The organism is Chryseobacterium sp. c4a, assembly GCF_009900745.1.
Lineage (GTDB): Bacteria > Bacteroidota > Bacteroidia > Flavobacteriales > Weeksellaceae > Chryseobacterium.
On sequence record NZ_WXVU01000011.1, the window covers coordinates 163,496 to 182,577 of the forward strand.

Here is a 19,082-nt window from a genome sequence, read left to right on the forward strand (position 1 = left end):
GGTACTATAAAAAATGTAAGTAATGACTAAAATAAAGGAAACTTCCACCAATTTTGCCAATAAAAAAGCACTTGCAGATGAATGTCCGGAAATCTACGCATCCAATATCGTTGGTGGCCAATGGGCTCTTGCGATCTGCTGTTATCTCATCAATGGTAAAATGAGATTCGGAGAATTGAAGAAACATCTTCAGAATATTACTGAACGTATGCTTACGCTTCAGCTTCGCAGGCTGGAAGAAGATAAAATCATCACAAGAACTGTGTATGCAGAAGTTCCGCCACGAGTAGAATATGAACTAACGGAAATCGGCTATAAGCTGAAACCTATTATCCTGGAATTCGAAAAATGGGGAATAGAACACAAACAGTTAACCGAAGAGACTTCTGAAAATGAATAAAAAAGATATTCAATATATGGATACTTTTATTCACACAAACAATCTTTAAAGTGTAAATTATACTTCATTTTCTTATTTTGTGTATATTTAATAAACCTAACACAATGTAATAGTATGAAAAACTTGGTATTCTTTATCTCCCTCTCCACAACAATTCTTTGGTGTTCTTCTTTACATGCACAAAAGATTTCCGACGGCCAAGCCTTAGACGTTAACGGTATGGAAGTAACCTTCAACATCCTTAATAAAGAAAGTGTTGAATCTGGTGGAAAACAGTATGACCGTTATAAAGTTTCGGCATCCGTAAAAAATAAATCGGATAAAGCTTACAATATCAGACTTTCCGCATTCCCTCAGATTGTAAGCAATATTGGTCTTGTTGAATTAGACTGCATTAATGCTACCGGATCAAGGCTTACCTCTAAAAAAATTGAGCTGAAAATGAAAGCCCAAATGCTTAACGTAACCTACTCTGCATATGACAAATCCGGGAAATTTATCACCAGTACTATTCCTGTAACCGGTAGTTATTATTTTGATCCCGGAGATACCATTAATGACAATGCTATTTTCATTGTTCCACAGGGTGAAAAACCTGATGTTACCGTGAGAAGCTTAAGATAAGAATTGCTTTAGCAAAAACCTTTCAAACCTATTTTTCTATGTGCCTATGTTAAACATTAAAATATATTTTTTGAACCACATAGACAAATCGTTCTTATACAATGATGACAAGAAAATTCTTTATGTTCTAACTCTCTTTCCACAAAGGTTTTTGTTCCAAAACTTTGGCATGAATCGGACAGGTTTCATGGTGTGCTCCTTTCAGATATCCTGTGCTCATCAGAAACTCATTTACAATTTCACCACCTGTAAATTTGAATGTTTTTTTGAATAATTTCATCCACTCTGGTAGTGTTTTAGGATGATGATGTTCTATCCATTTTTCAAATGATCCAAAATCTTTTTGTAACTCAATGATTGTTTTGGCATTTTCAATGGCCGCGTTTACTTTCAGTTTATTTCTGATAATTCCACTGTCGTTTAAAAGCCTTTCACGATCTTCCTCTGTATAGGCCGCTATTTTTTGAATATTAAAATTATCGTAAGCCTTTCTGAAGCTCTCTTCTTTCTTCAAAACGGTTTCCCAGCTTAAACCTGCCTGGTTGATTTCCAGAATAAGCCTTCCAAACAATTCATTATCATCATGAATTGGAAATCCGTAATAATTATCGTGATAATTTTTATGCAATTCTTTTCTGCTCTCTGGCTGCATTCCGTCTATGGCTAAGCAATAACTCATTGAAGTATCTGTTTTGGTTTAACGGGATAAAGATAAGACAAGGTTGTGACAACTGTTAGTCAGTAGTGTATTTTTTGAGAAAAAAAGCTGGAGGATGGAAGATGGAAGTTTCTTGGGGAAAAAAGAACACTTTGAAGGCCTTTTAATTAATAATTTAGCAAACTCATCAACAACTTTTTTCATTCAGCACCTCAAAAATATTAACTAGCTTAGCTACTATAAAGTATCAATTATGAAATCATTATTCTCCCTTATTTTTTCCTTATTCTTAATCTCCATAAATGCTCAGCATATCTATTCAAAAGCTTATGGAAACGAAAAGAATCCGGCTGTTATTTTTATTCATGGCGGGCCGAGTGGAAATGCCACTTTATTTGAAGGAACTACAGCTCAAAAGCTTGCTGATAAAGGATTTTATGTGATTGTATATGATAGACGTGGTGAAGGACGCTCCAAAGATGAAAATGCTACCATGACTTTTAAAGAAAGTTTTGACGATCTGCATCAGCTTTATAGTACTTATCACCTCAAAAAAGCTCATATCCTTGCCCATAGCTTTGGAGGAATCATTGGTACTTTATTTACCCAGCAGTTTCCATCAAAAGTACGAACACTTACCCTTGCAGGAGCCTTATTTTCCCAACAGGAAACTTACGATCACATTTTGAAGGAAGCCAAGGAATATTTTAAAAATGATCCGGCTCAATTACAAGAGATTTCTGAAATAGAAAATTTGCCTAAAAATTCAGCAGCTTATCGAAAAAGATGCTACGAAACTGCCAGTAAACTAAAATTCTTCGACATGCCCTATCCTACCCTGGAAAGTAAGACTCTTCGACAAGAATATGAAGCTGGCGAATTCTTCAAAAACAATATCAGAAATCAGAACTCTCCGATCAAATTCTACAAGAACGAACCTTTAAACAATCTTGATAATACAGCTGTTTTAAAAGAAATCAAAAGAAAAGGAATTCCTCTTTTCGCTGTTTATGGAAAGAATGATGGAATATTCTCTGAAAAGCAACTGAACAACCTTAAAAACATTGTTGGAAAAGAAAATTTTAAGCTTATTGATAATTGCTCACACTATTTATTTGTAGATCAGCAGGATGAATTTTTGAAATTTATTGAGCTAAAATTAAAATAAAGTGTAGTTTTGTAGGAATGTCAAATACCAGAATCCATATGAAGACTTATAAAGCCATCATTACGATGCTTATTCTGGTATTTTCATTATCACCATGTTCCGTTAAAAGAAATGTTCTCGATATTTTTGACATTCAATATATCAGTGGTTTAAATAAAGTCAAAATAACTTCAGGACTTTCCTTAAACTGTGATACTTCAACAACTTCCTCAAAAGTTTCCATTTCAAAGGCTGAAGCAAAATCCAAATACAAAAGATATTTTTGGAATAGTAATGCTACAGCAAAAAATACCAGGGAAGACAAACTATTTTTTAATGAATATTCAGGGCTTAGTACAGGAAACAGCCCTCCGAAGTATATTTTATTTAAAAGATTGAAATTGAATCTGGCTTAGAACCGCTAATTCATCACAATCAGTTTTTTATAATACAATATTAACTTCAATGAAACATACAACAAACAGCCAGTCTTATGATTTGGCCGGATTATATACTTTATCTCTCCGAATGGTTATCGGATGGACTTACTTTTCAGCTTTCTGGCGCAGACTTATCCTTGAAAACAAGCTTATTCCTGATGAAAAGGGATATATCGGAGAAAAATTCAATCATTTTTTACCCAACGCCTTAGGAATTAAACCCATTATAGAATATCTGGTTACTCATCCGGATGCATTACAAAGATCTATGATGACTTTTACAATTATCGAAGCTATTGTAGGATTATTTATCATTCTTGGCCTTTTTACCCGGCTTATGAGCATAGGAATCTTCAGTCTTGCATTGGGAATTCTATTGGGATCAGGATGGCTGGGAACCACCTGTCTGGATGAATGGCAGATTGGTGTTCTGGGAGTTGCAGGCGGCTTTGTTCTCTTTCTTACGGGAAGTGGTTCTTATTCCCTTGATGATTATTTTATCAAGAAAAGCAAACATTTTACTCAAAAAAAATGGTTTCAATGGCTGGGATCCGGAGTATTTCCTATTTCCCGCCCCAAAATATTTGTTCTGACAGGTTCTCTGATTATTTTTGCTCTTACTCTTTACACCAACCAATATTTTCACGGTGGTGTTTGGGGAACATTGCATAATAAGTCTGTAAAGCCTAAGCTTGAGATTTCCAATATTTCACATAATAACTCTGATCTAAAATTCGAAGTGTACCGAACGGAAGGTGCTGATGTGTATGGATCTTTCCTTATTGGCATTCATGTTCTCGACAAAAACGGAAATATTTTAAAGGAATTCGATCATAAGGAGCTTTCAGAGCTTTCTAAAGACCATATTAAAAATCATTATGTAGCCAAGGTAAAACCTGGAAAATATAGTCTTGTCATTCCATTGGGGGCAAAGGCAGATATTCATATCGGAATTGGGGATATTCTTCAAAAAGAAGATATTCATACTTTAAAACTGATTGATATCAGTGGGATTGAGTGGGAACAGAGGATAAGATAATTCGAGCAAGTGGAGTCCGTGATATTGGTTTACGATTCTATACGCTCTTTCTTCATAGATGTTACAGCCGAACGGGTCATTTCGGATCTTTTATGTTTTGGCTAAAGCCGGATGAATGTGGATTTATAATGAGAGCGGGCTAAAGCCCGCTCCTATTAATATTTTATGGATCATTGATGTCAATAATAAGGTTACGTAAAAACCATCATCATGATTGATTCAAATAAATCTTGATATTCAGTGATTAGATCTTTTATCTTAAAAACCCATTTTATTTTTCCTCTACTATCACCTGATAGCTACATGAGCTGTCAGGATCGAGCTTCAGCACTTTTATTTCCAATAAAACATCCAGTCCCATAGTATCGCATACTCCCTGTATAAAAGGTTCTATAACCGGCCACTTCAACAGTCCTGCGATCTGGAGACTTTGTGTGATTTTGTGGTAACGGTCTACTCCTTTAATCAGTACTTCAACTCTCTGGTCATTTAATTCTTTGAAATCAAAATTATATTCGGGACTGGATGTAAAAACTGCTCCTATTAATATTTTTGCCACTGCAGGAATTCCCGGCTGCAAATTAGGTTGGGTTTGTAAAATTCTCAACGCCATTTTTGATCCGAGATCATGCATGAAAGCAGTAGAAAGTTTATTAATGGCTTCCTCACCGTAAAGAGTACCTGCCTGCTTCAATAATCCACCATAGAATGCTCCTGTAATATCTGAAAGACGCTGAGTAAGTTCTGTAAACGTTGCAGGAAAGAGATCTAAGATAATCTGATCCTGATCTATTTCAGGAAGATAAACATCATGTTTTCTAAAATCTGATAATGCCATAAAGGTTTCAGGCAATTGTATCTGGCTCATATAAATTTTAAATTTTAAGGTTATTAGCTATAAAAGTTAATGAATACAGAATATAGTATGGTGTAAAAAGATGGGTAAGTACATCATATCGCTTAATTATAAGACCAGTTAATTCCACACCTTCTCGGGATTATAAAAATCACAAATATTGCCTTTATTATAACATAAGACATCAAAACTTCATAAAGTTGTGGGTAAACAAATCGGTGTAAATCAGAAAATGGTACTCCGGATTTTAATTCCTGAAGGAGGATTCTTGAGGTGAGGGAATGTATTCATATTTTTTCATTTGGTAGTGTAAAGCTAAAAAAAATAAACAAATTCTCCAATAAGTGATTTTATTTTTAACAAAAAGAAATGAAAAATTAATATAAGAAGGGAGCTGGAAATCAGAAATTACTGAACCCAGGAAATAGGATTTCTTCATAAAAAAACCTTCGGAAAATCCGAAGGTTTAATTAAAATTTAGTGCATGGCTTCACTCAAATCTATTTTTTCTTTACTCTTTCTTTCTTTGATAAATAAGATAAACGGAATACATATTAAAAATATTACCCCGAGGTAAAGAAATACATCCATATAAGACAATACTGTAGCCTGTTTGGTGACAGATAGGTCAAGCATTTTATAAGCGGCATTCATTGCGGCATCAGGAGTCATTCCTTTTGCGATAAAGCTAGCCTTCAAAGTTGCCAGCCTCTGCTGAACATCAAAACTGTTCGCATCTAAATGGGAAATCAGATTATTCCTGTAGGTCTGGCCTGCATTGGCTATAAATGTGGTAATCGCTGCAATCCCAAAGGATCCTCCTAACTGTCTCATCATCCCTGTAAATGCAGCACCCTGGCCAATTTCCTGACCTTTCAGTGTACTTAAAGACAAAGAAGTGATCGGAATAAACAATAGCCCTAGACCGGCACCTCTTACGATAAGCATCCAGAAGAAGGCATCTTTACTGGTATCTGGTGTCAGGATTTTATATCCCCAGAAACTATAGACAAAGAAAATAAACAATCCTAAAGATACTAAGATCTGTTGTTTAGCACCTTTTGCTAATAATCTACCAATAATAGGCATCATGAAGGCTGTTGTTAATGCTGCCGGAATCATCAATGCTCCCGATTGCAGGGCTGTCCATCCTAAAATACTCTGCGTATACAGAGGTACAATGAAAGTAGAACCATACAATCCAAATCCTAGCACAAACGACATCATAGTTCCAATTCTTAGATTACTATTTTTAAGTACTCTAAGCTCCACAATCGGATATTTAAAGGTAAGCTCTCTCCAGAGGAATAATATAAATCCTAAAACTGCAGCTACTGTAAACGCTACAATCATTCCGCTTGCAAACCAGTCTTCCTCATGTCCTCTTTCCAGGATAAATTGTAATGAGCCTACTGTTACGGCTAGCAGTGCAATTCCTATCCAGTCTACATCGGATACTTTACGTTTTTCAGCATATTTCGGGCTCTTTACAAACTGAAGTGTCATTAGAGTTGCCGCAATCCCAATTGGAATATTAATATAGAAAATATATGGCCAGCTAAAGTTATCTACGATATATCCTCCAAGTGGCGGTCCTAAGGTTGGCCCGATAATTACCCCCAATCCATAGATAGCCTGCGCCATACTTCTTTTTTCAATAGGATAAGACTCGGTAATAATCGTTTGCGAAGTTACCAGAAGTGCTCCTCCTCCAATTCCCTGCATCAGTCTGAAAAATACCAGTTCCCAGATATTCGTTGCATTTCCGCAGAGGAATGAAAACAGGGTAAATATAATGATGGAAGCAGCAAAGTAATTTCTACGCCCGAACTGCTGAGAAAGCCAGCTGGTCATCGGTACGATAATTACGTTTCCGATGGCATAAGCAGTAATCACCCAGCCCACTTCTGAAAGTGTAGCTCCCAGGTTACCCTTCATTTCATTAAGGGCAACATTCACAATCGTGGAGTCCACAATCTCAAGCAGAGCACAAAGAATAGCTGTGATCGTAATGATCACTCTTCGGGCTCCATATTCTACTAATGAATCTTGCATAAGTTTTTTCGATGTTAAAAAGTCAATGGTCAATTTCGCTTCGCTAGTGAATGGTGAATTTTAGAGCAGCCTATTCTTATAGTAACTGCCAATTGGATTCACTGCTGATAAGGGAATGGATTAACTTTTAAACAATTTTAAGTGTTATTTCAATGAAACTTCAGCCTTCACATTCATTCCTGTTCTTAATCTTTTCGCAATATTCTTGTCAAGATTTATAAAATCAATTTTTACAGGAAGTCGCTGAACTACTTTTACGAAGTTTCCACTTGCATTATCTGGAGGAAGAATAGAAAAAGTAGCTCCTGTAGCTGGAGAGAATGAACTTACAACTCCATCAAATTCTTGATCAGGGAAAGCATCAATTTCAATTTTCACTTTCTGTCCTTCTACCATTTTATCTACCTGCGTTTCTTTGAAGTTAGCGACTACCCATTTCTGATCATTTTTAACCAAAGCAAATAGCTGAGCTCCTGCCTGAAGATATTGTCCTGCCTGTGTAGGTACTTTCCCAACATATCCGTCTTCAGGAGCAAGAATTACAGTGTATGATAAGTTTAATTTAGCATTATCTACATCTACTTCTCTCTGCTTCGCTACTGAATTCGCAACGCTGATCTGTTGAGAACTTGCAGCTGTCTGAGAAGAAGCAATGGTCGTTTGCTGAGCAATTTGATTTCTTTGTTCTACCAATACCTGTAGTTGTTTATCTGCAGATTGCTTGGCAGCTAAAGCCTGCTCGTATTGCTGTTCTGTAATAGAGTGATCTTTTACAAGGTTAGCATATCTTTTTAAATCCTGTGAAGTTTTCCAAACGTTTACTTTTGCTGCTTCAATCTGTGCGTTTGCTGTTGCTACAGCCGCTTCAGAGCTGTTGATATTTTTAGAAGTAGCAGTCGTTGTAGCTTCCGCAGTAGAAATATTACTTCTTGCAGTAGATAAAGCTGCCTGTGACTGTTCAAGAGCCATTTTCTGATCTCTGTTATCTAAGATGACAAGAGTGTCCCCTTTCTTTACGAACTGGTTATCCTTTACTTTTACTTCAGCTACATATCCTGATATTTTAGAAATTACCGGTGCCATATTGGAAGCAATCTGAGCATCGTCAGTCTCTTCATGATACTGTCCGTAGCTATATGCTCTGTAACCGTAGAGTCCTCCTCCGATTACTAAAGCTGCTAAAATGATAGGAAAAACTAAACTTTTTTTCTTTTTAGGTTCAGCTGCCTGTGTATTATTATTTTCCATTTTGGGTTCGATCTGATTATTTAATTGTTAAAGTTCCTGTTGTTTGCAATAGTTTTCTATATGCCAAGGCTGCATCTGCCTTTGCATTGATTACGCCAACGTTAGCAGCAATCTGAGCTGCATCTGCATCCAATAATTCCGTCATGGTTGCAAGGCCGTTATCATATTTGTTTTTTGTAATTCTGTAGTTTTCATTTGCCTGTTCAGCAGATTTTTCGAAAACAGCAATTCTCTTTTTAGAAAAGTCTGTATTCTGATATTCTCTGTTTACATCAAGCTTAATGTTATCATTCAGCAATTCATCTGTAGCTGCTAACTGCTTTTCTCTAGCCTGAGATTGTCTTAATGATGAATTTTCTTTCCAGATATTGGATAAATTATAAGAAATTCCAATACCTACATTGATCGCATTATACACTGTAAGAAACTTTGGAATATCTGCCGCTACGTATCCACCTGTAAATGCTATTGACGGAAGATTTTCTGCCTTAGCTGCTTTTGTTCCCAATTGTGCTGCTTTTCTCTGTTGAACCAAAGCCTGAAGATCCTTACGGTTTTCTCTCGCTTCATTCACATAAAAGTCAACAGGTTTTACCTCTGAACCTTCTTCAATATAATTCTGATCTACTTCAATTTCTGTAGTTTCAGGAAGGCCTAATAACAAATCCATATTGATGTTTGCAATATTGTAATTGTTTCTGGCCTCAAGCAACTGAAGTTCGATATTAGAAGTTTGAAGATTAGCTTTTAATCTGTCATTTCTGGCAATCAATCCGTTATTTTCCATTTTCAGGAAAGTTTCGTCTCTCTTTTGGGAAGCCGCAAGATTTTCTTCAAAAACCTTGATTGACTGATTGGCTTTAAACAGGTTGTTATAAGCCTGGGCAACATTATAAGCAATGGCAGTCTTGTCGTTCTCCGTACTTAGTTTTGATGCTTCTACCAGATATTTTGCCGACTGAATCCCATATTTGATTCTTCCCCCACTGTAAATAGGAACGCTAAGATTGGCTGAGCCATACAATACCTGGTGTACTTCCGGGCCTCCTCCTCCTGACATCCCAGGAAGTTTAATGTCTACATTCGGTTTTATGGGAAGGTACATATAACTTCCTGAAACCTTCAGTTCCGGAAGCTGTCTGTTTTTAGCTTCCAAAAGATCAGCGGTAGCCTCCTCGATCTTGGCTGCGTCGATCTTGAGATTCTTGCTGTTCTGGATTCCCAGCTGCACAGCTTCGTCAAGAGAAAGGTTCTTTTTCTCCTGAGCATTTGCATTTGCTATTCCTACGAATAGTGATAATGCAATCACTGAGTTATTTATTCTCTTCATAACCTAAAAGGTCTTTTAGTAAATGTTTTATGTGTCTATTAAGTTCTGTATAAAATTTTTCGTCAAAAACATCCTCATCTTCTGTATCATTCAGGAATTCCTTATACATTTCTTTGGCATTGAATGCATAAAATAGAGTTCCGCTTATGGTAGAATGAAGCAGATAAATAGGAGGATTTTTTGTAAAAACACCACTCTTCAAACCACTTTCCAGTATTCTGGAGTACATGGAGAGGAATGACATTTTAGTTTCTTTCAAAAACTCTACGATCTGCGGGTTAGAGGTATGAAGCTGTTCCCGCTGCATGATCCTGTAAAAGCATTTTTGCGTTCTTATTCTGTTAGAAAACTGGTCTATTATTTTTTCAATCTTTTGCCATTCATTGATATCTGTTCTTTCCACAATATCTCTTGAGAAAAACTGTCCTTCATTCATTCTGTATTCAACAAGTTTTTCGTACAGTTTTTCTTTTGACCCAAAATAGTAGGAGATCATAGAGATATTTACATTCGCTGCCTTGGAAATTTCTCGGGTTGAAGTTCCATCGAAACCTTTTTCAGCAAAAAGTATCTCCGCAGCAAATAATATATTTTCTTCTTTTGAAATCATATCACTTCCATTTTTTCAGGGGGCAAATTTACATAAGTTTTTTATAAAATCAAACGATTGATTGATTTTTTTAATGTAGATTTAATTTATATTTACAAAAAACAATGTCTATGGGCCTATTTGATTTCCTTTTCAAGTGGATGAAGAAAAAAGACCACACCAAGGAAGCTACTTTCAAAAAAAATGATTCTCCAGAAGAAATACCAACTCCTTCGATTAAGAATGAGATCCATGTTCCGCAAGAAGAAACAATTACTCCAATAGCCGGAGAGGCAGATATTCCATTAATGGAAGAAACTGTTGTTGATAAGGAAGAAACCACTGCTCCATTAATAAATGAAGAGAGCAATCGTTTTGATCTTGAAATGATGGAAGCCTTCAGAAGATATTATTCTAATCCGCAACTCGATATTGACATTGAAATCAAAGATGATAAAGGTAATATTCTTCCTGCTCACCAAGCCCATAAAGAACTTTTCAGTGAATGGGCCGGTATACAGTCAAAATGGGATCGTATGTCACTATTCTATAGTTTCTGGGATCAGTCTCAGTTTGATAAACTGGAAGACTGGCAAGTGATTGAAAGATTTGTAAAAGACCGTTATCCTAAAAAGGCTCTTCAATATTTTAATCAAAACATGTCCGACAAGAGGGATTTTACCAAAGAAGAACTCGTTTCTCTTTCAAAACTTCACCGGGTATTACTGGATAATCCTACAGCTAAAGAATATATTGAAATTGCGTATCACAATAACCCAGAAGAGGATTTTGTAAAAGTGGAATACTCCACAGTGCTTCATATCATCGGAAATCATTCTGAAAAAGAACTTTCCCATCAGCTGTTTCATGAGGTACTGGACAAAAAAATAGAACGAAATGATACAGAATCTGTTTTTGATTGTTTCAAATTTTCTGAAGGTTATACAGATTCTTCAATTTTTGCCATACTCTACCTAATGAATACTGAAGCAGATAATGACACTTGGGATCATGTTGCAGAAGAATATTACTACTGCCCTGTCTTCAGATATGAACATGCTGTACAGCTGGCTCAAACAGATAATTCTTTGAGAGCATTGGCAAAACTTACTTCTTTAAGCCAGGAATTCCCATGGTTCAGGACTGCTCTGGAGAGTACCATCGGCAATATTAAATCGATGCGGAAACAGCTAAATGATCCGGATTTTATGGAAAAAGAACTTCAGGAATTTCAAGCATCATTAAAAAATTCTTAGGGTAACCAAAAAAATATTACATTTAGCCACTTTAAAAATTTTAGATCATGAAAAAACTCATCTCAATTCTTGCCATTGGCTTATTCACATTCAGCTATGCTCAGGAAAAGCCTAAGGAAGGAGGCTGCTGTGCAGGAAAAGATAAAAAAGAATGTTCTGCCAAGGATAAAAAAGCTTGTTCAGACGCTCATCACAAAGGATGTGATGCAAAAGCAAAAACAGCAGATAATACTTCAAAGGACAAAAAAGCTGCAAAAGATAAAAAGACAGCTTAAATTACAATACCTTTAAGAAAAACAAAAACTCCGGAAAATTTCCGGAGTTTTATATTATGTACTTTTATGAATATATCTCGATAATTTTATCCCGAGATCCGTCCATACTATTTTAGGATTTCCGTTTCTGGTAAGATGCAGATCTGCAGTGTTGATCTCTTCCAGAATACTTTCAATATTGGCTCCACTGATAAACTTTGAAAAACCTGCCCAGTTGAAACCATTGGCATCGATCTTCTTATACACCAGATTCTCCGATTGATAATTCTGAAGCAGTGCCAGCCTGAATATTTCAGAACAATAATTCAAAAAGTTCTTTTGCTTTTCTCTATTCCAGCCTGCAATTTCTCTGGCCCAGGAAATAATACTTCTCAGATATTCCGGTTTCTTCTTTACCATAAAGGCATCGCGAACCCATTGCACAAAAAGTTTTTCAAATTCATTGCTTTTGTCTCCTGAATTCAGAAGTTTAATAGCTTCGTTAAGATTTCCCTGTGCTTCATGAACAATTTCTCTTACTTTTTCTTCAGAGACCGAGAATTTCTTTTTTAAATATATTTCAATATCCTCATCATGAATTCTCGGAATTTCCACCACCTGAGTACGGGAAAGTATGGTTGGTAAAATGTCGTTGGTACTTTCTGCTGTAAGAAGGATAATGGTTTTTGCCGGTGGTTCTTCCAGAAATTTCAGGAACTTGTTTGAAGCGGCAATATTCATTTTATCGGCTCTCCATACAATTAAAATTTTGGTTCCTCCTTCAAAACTTTTTAAAGAAAACTTCTGATTTTGGTCGTCAATTTCATCTGCTGAAATGAAAAGCTGCTTATTTTCTGATTCCAAAAAAGCTGTCCAGTCATCATAACTTGCATAGGGTGAAGCCAGAATCATTTCCCGGAACTCTTCAAATTTATTTTTACTTAAAGAATTTTTGTTGTCTGTAAAAACGGGAAAACTGAAATGCAGATCCAGGTGATTAAGATGTTCTACTTTTGAAGCAGCATGCTCATTTTCCTGGCTTAAAATCTCTTTTGCATAGGCCAATACCATCGGTAAAGTTCCATAACCTTCCTTTCCTACGAAAAGCTGGGCATGGCTCACTCTGTTTTCGGCAATGCTTTCTCTAAGAAGTTTTTTTAGATTTTCCTGTCCGGCGATGTTCTCCCAATTCATGTTTCAAAGATAAAAAAACTGGAGAAGAATTCAGCGTTAAATTTGTGAATGGTGAGTTTTTGCCTTTGAAAAGTAAATAGAAAACAGATGGTAAAAGATATTCATGATGGAGATGGCTAAACAATCACTGTCTTACTCCTCACAGGGGCATCAATAGTGAATTATATATTAAATTATATAAATTACCAAACAAAGTAAATTCGTGATTCACAATTGACATTAATAATCTATAAAGCTTAAAAATTCCCCATTATACAGCCCTTAACAAACTTTAACCACATATAATTTTTACAATTCATTAATATTTAAGATATTTGCGCATTGTTTTAAAAATAAAGAATGAAAAAAATCTTTGTAGTATCATTCATATCAGTTGGATATTTTCTGAATGCACAGAGTCTAGGTAACTCTCCGTATGCAAAATATGGAATTGGGGATGTAAAATATGATAATACGATCGAAACTGCTTCCATGGGAGGTATCTCTACTGCTTTTATAAGTGATTTTACTAGTAGTTTCAACTTTGCAAACCCTGCAAACAACGCCAATTTTGAACTTACGAGTATCAAGCTGGAAGCTACCAACGAAAACAACTATTTCAAATCGAATTATAACGATACGAAATCTACAAAGCATTCTACGTATCTTTCTAATATCTCATTGGCATTCCCTATTTCCTCAAAGGTTAAAATGGGAATTACCTATCAGCCATATAGTTCAAAAAACTATAGTATTGAGAATAAACAGACTCAAAAAGACGGAACTGTTTTTCAGAATGATTTTAAAGGAAGCGGTACTTTAAACACTGCTGCAGTAGCTGTATCTTATAAAATCAATGATCAGTTCAACGTAGGAGCCAGAGCTAATATCTATTTTGGAGATTTATCTGACCTTACGGAGTTCCATGCTACCAATTCGGAGTATATCAATGGATATGAAACGAAAAACAGGATCAGAAACTTCAACTTTACTTTAGGTACAAGTTACCAAAAGCTTAACACCCGTACTGATAAGAAATTAACGATCGGTGCTACAGCAACTTTCGGTAATACCAGTAATATGACCACTGAGTATATCAACAGTACTTACAGATATGCTAATGCAGCGGGTGATAAGATTGATGTTAATGAAATTGAAAATCTAAAAACTAAATCTAAGAACCTTCTTCCATTACAAGCATCCGTAGGGGTTGGATATGGAAGTGAAAACCATTGGTTCCTTTCCGGACAGATTGATTATAAAAAAGGAGAAGACATTTCTTACTTCGGAAAATCTTTCAATCTACAGGATACTTACAGAATTTCTGCCGGTGGTTGGTATTTACCTAACTACAACAACTTCAGAAGCTACTTCTCAAGGGTAGTTTATAGATATGGTGCGTTCTATGAAAGAGGAAATCTTAAATTAGAAGGGAACAGCATCAATAAGTTTGGTATTTCTGCCGGAGTAATGCTTCCATTCAAAAACAGCAGTATTACAAGAATGAGTGGTTTAGAGATTGGTGTAGAATTAGGAAAGAGAGGTACTCTTCAGAACAATCTTATCAATCAGAACTTTATCAACCTGAAAGTCGGTTTCAATTTTGCTGATAAATGGTTCAGAAAAGCTCTATATAACTAGAATGAATTTTTCAAAAAAAATAATATATAAAAATATAGCATACCTTTTTAGTTGTGCTATATTTTTTATATTCACATCCTGTGAAGAGGATCTTACCAAAAAGAATGGTAATAACAGTAAAAACTTTCCTTCACAGGTCATTAATAATGCTAATATCGTACAAAGGGATTCCGGATTTGTCGTTCTGAAAGCCAAAGCTCCTATCATTGAAAAATACGAGCTGATCGACAGTCCTTATACGGTAGCCAGAAAAGGAATTGATATTGAATTTTTCGACAAGAAAAAACCAAAAATTCCAGGAACAATCAAAGCAAAATATGCCAAGTTTTACGATTACAAACAGTTTTACGAGGCTAAAGGAAATGTGAGGATTACCACCAATGAAGGCCAGAAATTCGCTATGCAAAGTATTTTTTGGGATCAGAAGAAAAGACAGATCTACACAAAAGATACAGTGTATGTAACGATGGAAGATGGCTCAACGCTTGTGGGAGCCAATGGTATGACTGCCAAGGATGATTTTTCGGAATACACTTTCTATAATAACTCCGGAGATTTTAGCTCAAAAAGACTTTCTGAGAATAAAAAATAGCTTCTGTAACAATGAAAACTCTAGCCATTGGATTGATGTCCGGAACAAGTCTGGACGGTTTGGATATCTGTCTTGCTGAATTTGAAAAAAAAGACAAATGGTATTTCCAGATCCTAAAAGCAGAAACACTTCCCTATTCTACTGAGTGGGAACATAAGCTCAAAAACGCTATTCACTGCTCGGTCACAGATTTATTAGAACTTCATGCTGATTATGGTTTTTATCTGGGACAAAGAACTAAAGAATTCATTGAAAGGCATCAACTTAAAAATATTGATTTAATTGCCTCTCATGGCCATACCGTTTTTCATCAGCCTCAAAGAAAATTTACTCTTCAGATTGGAGATGGCAAAGCCATTAAAATAGAAACAGGTGTACCGGTACTCTATGATTTCAGAAGTCAGGATGTTTTGATGAAAGGCAATGGTGCTCCTCTTGTGCCTATAGGAGATGAGCTTCTTTTTTCCGAATATGATGCATGCCTTAATCTGGGTGGGTTTTCAAATATATCGCTTCAATTGGAAGGTAAAAGAATTGCGTTTGATATTGCTCCTGTTAACATTGTTCTTAATCACTTAGCCCAGCAACTTCATGAAAGTTTTGATGAAAACGGGGATCTGGCAAGAAAAGGAGAAATTAACGAGGGCTTTCTTCATGAACTTAATTCTTTAGATTTTTACCATCAACCGCATCCAAAATCATTGGGGGTAGAATGGTGTCATCAATATATATTCCCTAAGCTTGAGGGTATAGCTCCTTTGGATGCACTGGCTACTTTCACAGAGCATGCAGCCCAACAAATCTCTACCATAATCAATAAACACAAGCTAAAGGATATTTTGATAACCGGAGGTGGTGCTTATAATACTTTTCTGATTGATAAAATAAAAACAAAAACAGAATCTGTGGTTATCATTCCCCAAAAAGAAATCATCGAATATAAAGAAGCTCTAATCTTTGCGTTCATGGGAGTATTAAAAATGAATAATGAGATCAATGTACTTTCTTCAGCTACAGGAAGTATAGCTGACCATTGCTCTGGAGTAATCGCTTAAATAAAGTATAGATACAATATCATAAAAAAAACCTTCATTTCTGAAGGTTTTTTTATGTATTATTTGTAGGCTTCGATCTTATCTGTCAATGTATTGATAAAGTTCTGTAATGGTTTTTCTACCATCATTTTGATGAAAGGATTGAATTTTCCTTCAAACAGCATCTGAACTTCCGTCTGGTTTTCATTGATAGGGTTTAAAGTAGCTGTTAATGAAAAATCCAAGCTTGAACTTGCAGATTTCAATACTGCTTTCTGATCGTTTACCTCATCTATTTTCAGAGCAATTTCAGGCATTCCCTGTAATCCGAATTTAAAACCATTATCTCTTGTTTCAAATTTCTGAAGACCATCCGGCATGAAATCTTTGTAATTTTCAGGAGTTTTCAGTAATTCGCTTAACTCCTTAGATGATTTATTGACAATAATTTTTCGTCCTTCTAAATTCATTTTTTTATTCTGTATTTAAATTCCTATAAAGATAAGATTCTTTACATTTACGATAACAACAAAATTATGAAAAAAATCCACAAAGACGTTATCCAAAGCATACTTTTAAAAGCAAATGACTAGACCTGAAAAGAAAGTTACGGCAGAGCTTATATAATTTAATATCTTACTATAAAACAGCAACAATCGCTTAAAAATAAATCAGACTATTTATACTTGTTTTTATAAAATCTATGGGCAAAGTCCTGATACACTATTTCATCCGCTCCTTCTTGTATATTGTAAGGAGAAGTTATTGGAAAATAATCTTCATATATAATACTGTCTTTTTTAAAGATAATACCTTGAACACCATTCTTACCTTGCATAATGATGGTTTCATCTACAGCTGCATCCGGATAAGAAAAAGATAAAGCTTTCCCATCTCTTTTCAAAAAATAGCAAGGTGGCTTAATTTTTATTTTCCCTGAGACTTTATATTGATTCGAATAGATTTTTAGTATTCCTATCCCCGAACTATCTTCTAGTTTTAATAAAACATTTTTTACTAAAGTAGTATCAGTAATGACATTCATAGTTGATGAAGTTTTTTCCCCCTCCTTTCTACAAGAAAAGACAAACATACATACTGTCGCTACATATAATATTTTTTTCATAGTATTATCATTTAAATAAGAACCCAGAACCATATTTCCTTTCCTTTTTCAAAATAGTCAGGCATTCCTGCTTTCATTTCTAATCCGTTCCATAAATCAATATGATCTACCCCGCCAAGCCATCCATCCATAATAAATAAAAGCCCCTTATGCTTAAAACTCTTACTATTCATATTGGGAAACTTCTTCCTTGAAAGCTTTATTGCATTTCCAAAAACTTCGGGATGTTTATCTACCCAATTGGCTAATTCCTGAGCTCTTAAAATATGTTTAAATCCATTCTCGTGTCTTTCCCAACACCTCACTCCGGCGAAAGATGCTAAATCTATTCCTGATTCCTCAAATGCTACACTCATCCTGATTGCACATTGATTTTCGTGCTTTGACTTATCACAAGGAAAAACACCTTTACCAGGATGTTTATTCCATAATTGTTCAAATCATACCATATCGAAATAATTTGTTATTTAAATTAATCAATATTTTTTAATCCCAATTATGCGAATATTTAATAGTCAAAATTTACTTTTAAAGAGCGCATCTTTTCCTGAATACTTATTATCTAAGAAATAATGGTATTGTAAACTAAACCAAACAATTGTTTGCACTTGGAAAAATAAAGCATGGCAATTGGTTTATTTTGTTGCTATAATTTGATATATTTGCGTATAAATGTGGCAAAAAGTGCTATAAAAGCATGTTATTTTATCGCCTTTTAAACCCATATTTACCTTAGGATCAATACTAACTATAAATATCTAAGATGTATAAAGTTTTTGTGAACGAAAAAAAATTATTGATATCTAAACATCCCGAAGAACTTGAAAAAAAATTGGGATATGAAAGTTTCACGACTTTAGAGATTGCATTGGATCTTTTAGAGAATACTTCTGTAAACGAACTTAATGTTTATGGAGAGAATATTGATGAAATCTGGCAGGAATTCCAAAAACTGTTCAGAATTATAGAAGCAGCCGGAGGACTTGTCATTAAACCTGAAGGTGAAATGCTTTTCATCAGAAGATTAGGAAAATGGGATCTTCCAAAAGGAAAAATGGAAAAAGGAGAATCCAGGGAAGAATCTGCTGTAAGAGAAATTGAAGAAGAGACCGGTTTAAGAGACGTAGAATTGGTACAGTTTATCAATACCACTTATCATATCTATATCGAAAGAAACGGGGAGAAAATCCTGAAATGCACCCATTGGTTTGAAATGAACTTCAATGGTGAAGACACTTCAAAGCCACAGATTGAGGAAGGAATTACTGAAGTAGCCTGGAAAAACGTCCCTCAGATTGAAGATGAAGTTTTCCCAAGCACATTCAAGAATATTAAGCTTATCGTAAAAGAATACTGGGCTTTAAAGGCTAAATTGTAATAGCCACGACTTTATCTGACAGTTAGGGGTTAAAAATAATTGTCAGTTATCCAATATTATCCTTACTTCCAAAAGTAAGGATTTTTTGTTCCTCTGCAAGAGTTTCCAATAATTTCTCTTTTGCAATAGTTTTACTATCTAGAAACGTCTGCATCGGTGTTTTACCGTAACAATGTTTTCCTGTATGCGTTCTTTCATTGTTGTAATACGACAACCAGCTGTTCAGGTCTAATTGCAGTTCT

20 protein-coding genes and 2 pseudogenes are annotated in these 19,082 nt (G+C 35.2%); 11 read left to right on the top strand and 11 right to left on the bottom strand.

All coding sequences use genetic code 11. The features are described from left to right. Positions 1-22: 22 nt before the first annotated feature. Together GTR01_RS15180 and GTR01_RS15185 are read left to right on the top strand one after the other, a co-directional pair. Entirely contained in the window at positions 23-400 is a 378-nt protein-coding gene (locus GTR01_RS15180; RefSeq protein ID WP_160138650.1) for a winged helix-turn-helix transcriptional regulator, read from the top strand. A gap of 114 nt (positions 401-514) precedes the next feature. After that, entirely contained in the window at positions 515-1,024 is a 510-nt protein-coding gene (locus tag GTR01_RS15185; protein WP_160138651.1) for a hypothetical protein, read from the top strand. A 127-nt stretch (positions 1,025-1,151) separates the two neighbouring features. Here GTR01_RS15185 and GTR01_RS15190 read toward each other — a convergent pair whose 3' ends face one another. After that, a complete protein-coding gene (locus GTR01_RS15190) occupies positions 1,152-1,703 on the bottom strand; it encodes a DNA-3-methyladenine glycosylase I (protein WP_160138652.1) in 552 nt (183 codons plus the stop codon). A gap of 232 nt (positions 1,704-1,935) precedes the next feature. Here GTR01_RS15190 and GTR01_RS15195 point away from each other — a divergent pair, with 232 nt between their 5' ends. From GTR01_RS15195 to GTR01_RS15205, 3 genes are read left to right on the top strand one after another with little or no spacing between them, the layout of a single operon-like run. Next, complete coding sequence (locus GTR01_RS15195; protein WP_160138653.1) at positions 1,936-2,850, top strand: alpha/beta hydrolase; 915 nt, start codon at positions 1,936-1,938, stop codon at positions 2,848-2,850. 38 nt (positions 2,851-2,888) lie between these two features. After that, positions 2,889-3,245, top strand: a complete 357-nt coding sequence (locus GTR01_RS15200) for a hypothetical protein (protein ID WP_160138654.1) — start codon at positions 2,889-2,891, stop codon at positions 3,243-3,245. Between the two features lie 49 nt (positions 3,246-3,294). After that, entirely contained in the window at positions 3,295-4,308 is a 1,014-nt protein-coding gene (locus GTR01_RS15205; protein ID WP_160138655.1) for a TQO small subunit DoxD, read from the top strand. A gap of 271 nt (positions 4,309-4,579) precedes the next feature. On the opposite strand, the gene GTR01_RS15210 is transcribed toward GTR01_RS15205, so the two are convergent. From GTR01_RS15210 to GTR01_RS15230, 5 genes are all read right to left on the bottom strand, one after another. Beyond that, the gene (locus GTR01_RS15210; protein WP_160138656.1) at positions 4,580-5,176 is read right to left on the bottom strand and encodes a hypothetical protein; all 597 of its coding nucleotides are present in this window, start codon (positions 5,174-5,176) and stop codon (positions 4,580-4,582) included. A gap of 465 nt (positions 5,177-5,641) precedes the next feature. Then, positions 5,642-7,219, bottom strand: a complete 1,578-nt coding sequence (locus GTR01_RS15215; RefSeq protein WP_160138657.1) for a DHA2 family efflux MFS transporter permease subunit — start codon at positions 7,217-7,219, stop codon at positions 5,642-5,644. 144 nt (positions 7,220-7,363) lie between these two features. Beyond that, on the bottom strand, positions 7,364-8,467 hold the full coding sequence (locus GTR01_RS15220; RefSeq protein ID WP_160138658.1) for an HlyD family secretion protein: 1,104 nt from the start codon (positions 8,465-8,467) through the stop codon (positions 7,364-7,366). 16 nt (positions 8,468-8,483) lie between these two features. Further along, positions 8,484-9,797: a TolC family protein gene (locus GTR01_RS15225; RefSeq protein ID WP_160138659.1), complete on the bottom strand. Its 1,314-nt coding sequence runs from the start codon at positions 9,795-9,797 to the stop codon at positions 8,484-8,486. Beyond that, positions 9,781-10,407 (bottom strand): TetR family transcriptional regulator, encoded by a 627-nt coding sequence (locus GTR01_RS15230; RefSeq protein ID WP_160138660.1) that lies wholly within the window; start codon positions 10,405-10,407, stop codon positions 9,781-9,783. The genes GTR01_RS15225 and GTR01_RS15230 overlap by 17 nt, the downstream gene beginning before the upstream one ends. Before the next feature lie 110 nt (positions 10,408-10,517). Between GTR01_RS15230 and GTR01_RS15235 the strand changes: the two genes are divergently transcribed. Beyond that, a complete protein-coding gene (locus GTR01_RS15235; RefSeq protein WP_160138661.1) occupies positions 10,518-11,642 on the top strand; it encodes a hypothetical protein in 1,125 nt (374 codons plus the stop codon). A 47-nt stretch (positions 11,643-11,689) separates the two neighbouring features. After that, entirely contained in the window at positions 11,690-11,917 is a 228-nt protein-coding gene (locus GTR01_RS15240; RefSeq protein ID WP_160138662.1) for a hypothetical protein, read from the top strand. A 54-nt stretch (positions 11,918-11,971) separates the two neighbouring features. Here GTR01_RS15240 and GTR01_RS15245 read toward each other — a convergent pair whose 3' ends face one another. Next, complete coding sequence (locus GTR01_RS15245) at positions 11,972-13,090, bottom strand: ATP-binding protein (protein WP_160138663.1); 1,119 nt, start codon at positions 13,088-13,090, stop codon at positions 11,972-11,974. A gap of 339 nt (positions 13,091-13,429) precedes the next feature. Between GTR01_RS15245 and GTR01_RS15250 the strand changes: the two genes are divergently transcribed. From GTR01_RS15250 to GTR01_RS15260, 3 genes are read left to right on the top strand one after another with little or no spacing between them, the layout of a single operon-like run. After that, the gene (locus GTR01_RS15250) at positions 13,430-14,710 is read left to right on the top strand and encodes a hypothetical protein (protein WP_160138664.1); all 1,281 of its coding nucleotides are present in this window, start codon (positions 13,430-13,432) and stop codon (positions 14,708-14,710) included. 1 nt (position 14,711) lies between these two features. Continuing rightward, the gene (gene lptC, locus GTR01_RS15255) at positions 14,712-15,302 is read left to right on the top strand and encodes an LPS export ABC transporter periplasmic protein LptC (RefSeq protein WP_160138665.1); all 591 of its coding nucleotides are present in this window, start codon (positions 14,712-14,714) and stop codon (positions 15,300-15,302) included. Positions 15,303-15,313: 11 nt separating this feature from the next. Further along, on the top strand, positions 15,314-16,357 hold the full coding sequence (locus GTR01_RS15260; RefSeq protein ID WP_160138666.1) for an anhydro-N-acetylmuramic acid kinase: 1,044 nt from the start codon (positions 15,314-15,316) through the stop codon (positions 16,355-16,357). Between the two features lie 59 nt (positions 16,358-16,416). On the opposite strand, the gene GTR01_RS15265 is transcribed toward GTR01_RS15260, so the two are convergent. The 3 genes and pseudogenes from GTR01_RS15265 to GTR01_RS15275 all read right to left on the bottom strand — a co-directional run. Continuing rightward, complete coding sequence (locus GTR01_RS15265; RefSeq protein WP_160138667.1) at positions 16,417-16,806, bottom strand: SRPBCC family protein; 390 nt, start codon at positions 16,804-16,806, stop codon at positions 16,417-16,419. A gap of 206 nt (positions 16,807-17,012) precedes the next feature. Then, positions 17,013-17,462, bottom strand: coding sequence for a hypothetical protein (locus tag GTR01_RS15270; protein WP_160138668.1), 450 nt, complete (start codon positions 17,460-17,462; stop codon positions 17,013-17,015). An 11-nt stretch (positions 17,463-17,473) separates the two neighbouring features. After that, positions 17,474-17,827: pseudogene (locus GTR01_RS15275) on the bottom strand (T6SS effector amidase Tae4 family protein); the annotation flags it as partial. 398 nt (positions 17,828-18,225) lie between these two features. Here GTR01_RS15275 and GTR01_RS15280 point away from each other — a divergent pair. Beyond that, positions 18,226-18,840, top strand: coding sequence for an NUDIX hydrolase (locus GTR01_RS15280; RefSeq protein WP_160138670.1), 615 nt, complete (start codon positions 18,226-18,228; stop codon positions 18,838-18,840). A 46-nt stretch (positions 18,841-18,886) separates the two neighbouring features. Here the strand turns inward: GTR01_RS15280 and GTR01_RS15285 are convergent. Continuing rightward, positions 18,887-19,082: pseudogene (locus GTR01_RS15285) on the bottom strand (hypothetical protein); the annotation flags it as partial.

What these genes read in the sequence shown, in the direction of transcription:
- GTR01_RS15180 (WP_160138650.1), top strand. Translation starts at nt 23, where the DNA reads ATGACTAAAATAAAGGAAACTTCCACCAATTTTGCCAATAAAAAAGCA.
- GTR01_RS15280 (WP_160138670.1), top strand. Translation starts at nt 18,226, where the DNA reads ATGTATAAAGTTTTTGTGAACGAAAAAAAATTATTGATATCTAAACAT.
- GTR01_RS15210 (WP_160138656.1), bottom strand. Translation starts at nt 5,176, where the DNA reads ATGAGCCAGATACAATTGCCTGAAACCTTTATGGCATTATCAGATTTT.
- GTR01_RS15190 (WP_160138652.1), bottom strand. Translation starts at nt 1,703, where the DNA reads ATGAGTTATTGCTTAGCCATAGACGGAATGCAGCCAGAGAGCAGAAAA.
- GTR01_RS15185 (WP_160138651.1), top strand. Translation starts at nt 515, where the DNA reads ATGAAAAACTTGGTATTCTTTATCTCCCTCTCCACAACAATTCTTTGG.
- GTR01_RS15250 (WP_160138664.1), top strand. Translation starts at nt 13,430, where the DNA reads ATGAAAAAAATCTTTGTAGTATCATTCATATCAGTTGGATATTTTCTG.
- GTR01_RS15260 (WP_160138666.1), top strand. Translation starts at nt 15,314, where the DNA reads ATGAAAACTCTAGCCATTGGATTGATGTCCGGAACAAGTCTGGACGGT.
- GTR01_RS15225 (WP_160138659.1), bottom strand. Translation starts at nt 9,797, where the DNA reads ATGAAGAGAATAAATAACTCAGTGATTGCATTATCACTATTCGTAGGA.
- GTR01_RS15205 (WP_160138655.1), top strand. Translation starts at nt 3,295, where the DNA reads ATGAAACATACAACAAACAGCCAGTCTTATGATTTGGCCGGATTATAT.
- GTR01_RS15265 (WP_160138667.1), bottom strand. Translation starts at nt 16,806, where the DNA reads ATGAATTTAGAAGGACGAAAAATTATTGTCAATAAATCATCTAAGGAG.
- GTR01_RS15270 (WP_160138668.1), bottom strand. Translation starts at nt 17,462, where the DNA reads ATGAAAAAAATATTATATGTAGCGACAGTATGTATGTTTGTCTTTTCT.
- GTR01_RS15245 (WP_160138663.1), bottom strand. Translation starts at nt 13,090, where the DNA reads ATGAATTGGGAGAACATCGCCGGACAGGAAAATCTAAAAAAACTTCTT.
- GTR01_RS15195 (WP_160138653.1), top strand. Translation starts at nt 1,936, where the DNA reads ATGAAATCATTATTCTCCCTTATTTTTTCCTTATTCTTAATCTCCATA.
- GTR01_RS15240 (WP_160138662.1), top strand. Translation starts at nt 11,690, where the DNA reads ATGAAAAAACTCATCTCAATTCTTGCCATTGGCTTATTCACATTCAGC.
- GTR01_RS15230 (WP_160138660.1), bottom strand. Translation starts at nt 10,407, where the DNA reads ATGATTTCAAAAGAAGAAAATATATTATTTGCTGCGGAGATACTTTTT.
- GTR01_RS15220 (WP_160138658.1), bottom strand. Translation starts at nt 8,467, where the DNA reads ATGGAAAATAATAATACACAGGCAGCTGAACCTAAAAAGAAAAAAAGT.
- lptC (WP_160138665.1), top strand. Translation starts at nt 14,712, where the DNA reads ATGAATTTTTCAAAAAAAATAATATATAAAAATATAGCATACCTTTTT.
- GTR01_RS15200 (WP_160138654.1), top strand. Translation starts at nt 2,889, where the DNA reads ATGAAGACTTATAAAGCCATCATTACGATGCTTATTCTGGTATTTTCA.
- GTR01_RS15235 (WP_160138661.1), top strand. Translation starts at nt 10,518, where the DNA reads ATGGGCCTATTTGATTTCCTTTTCAAGTGGATGAAGAAAAAAGACCAC.
- GTR01_RS15215 (WP_160138657.1), bottom strand. Translation starts at nt 7,219, where the DNA reads ATGCAAGATTCATTAGTAGAATATGGAGCCCGAAGAGTGATCATTACG.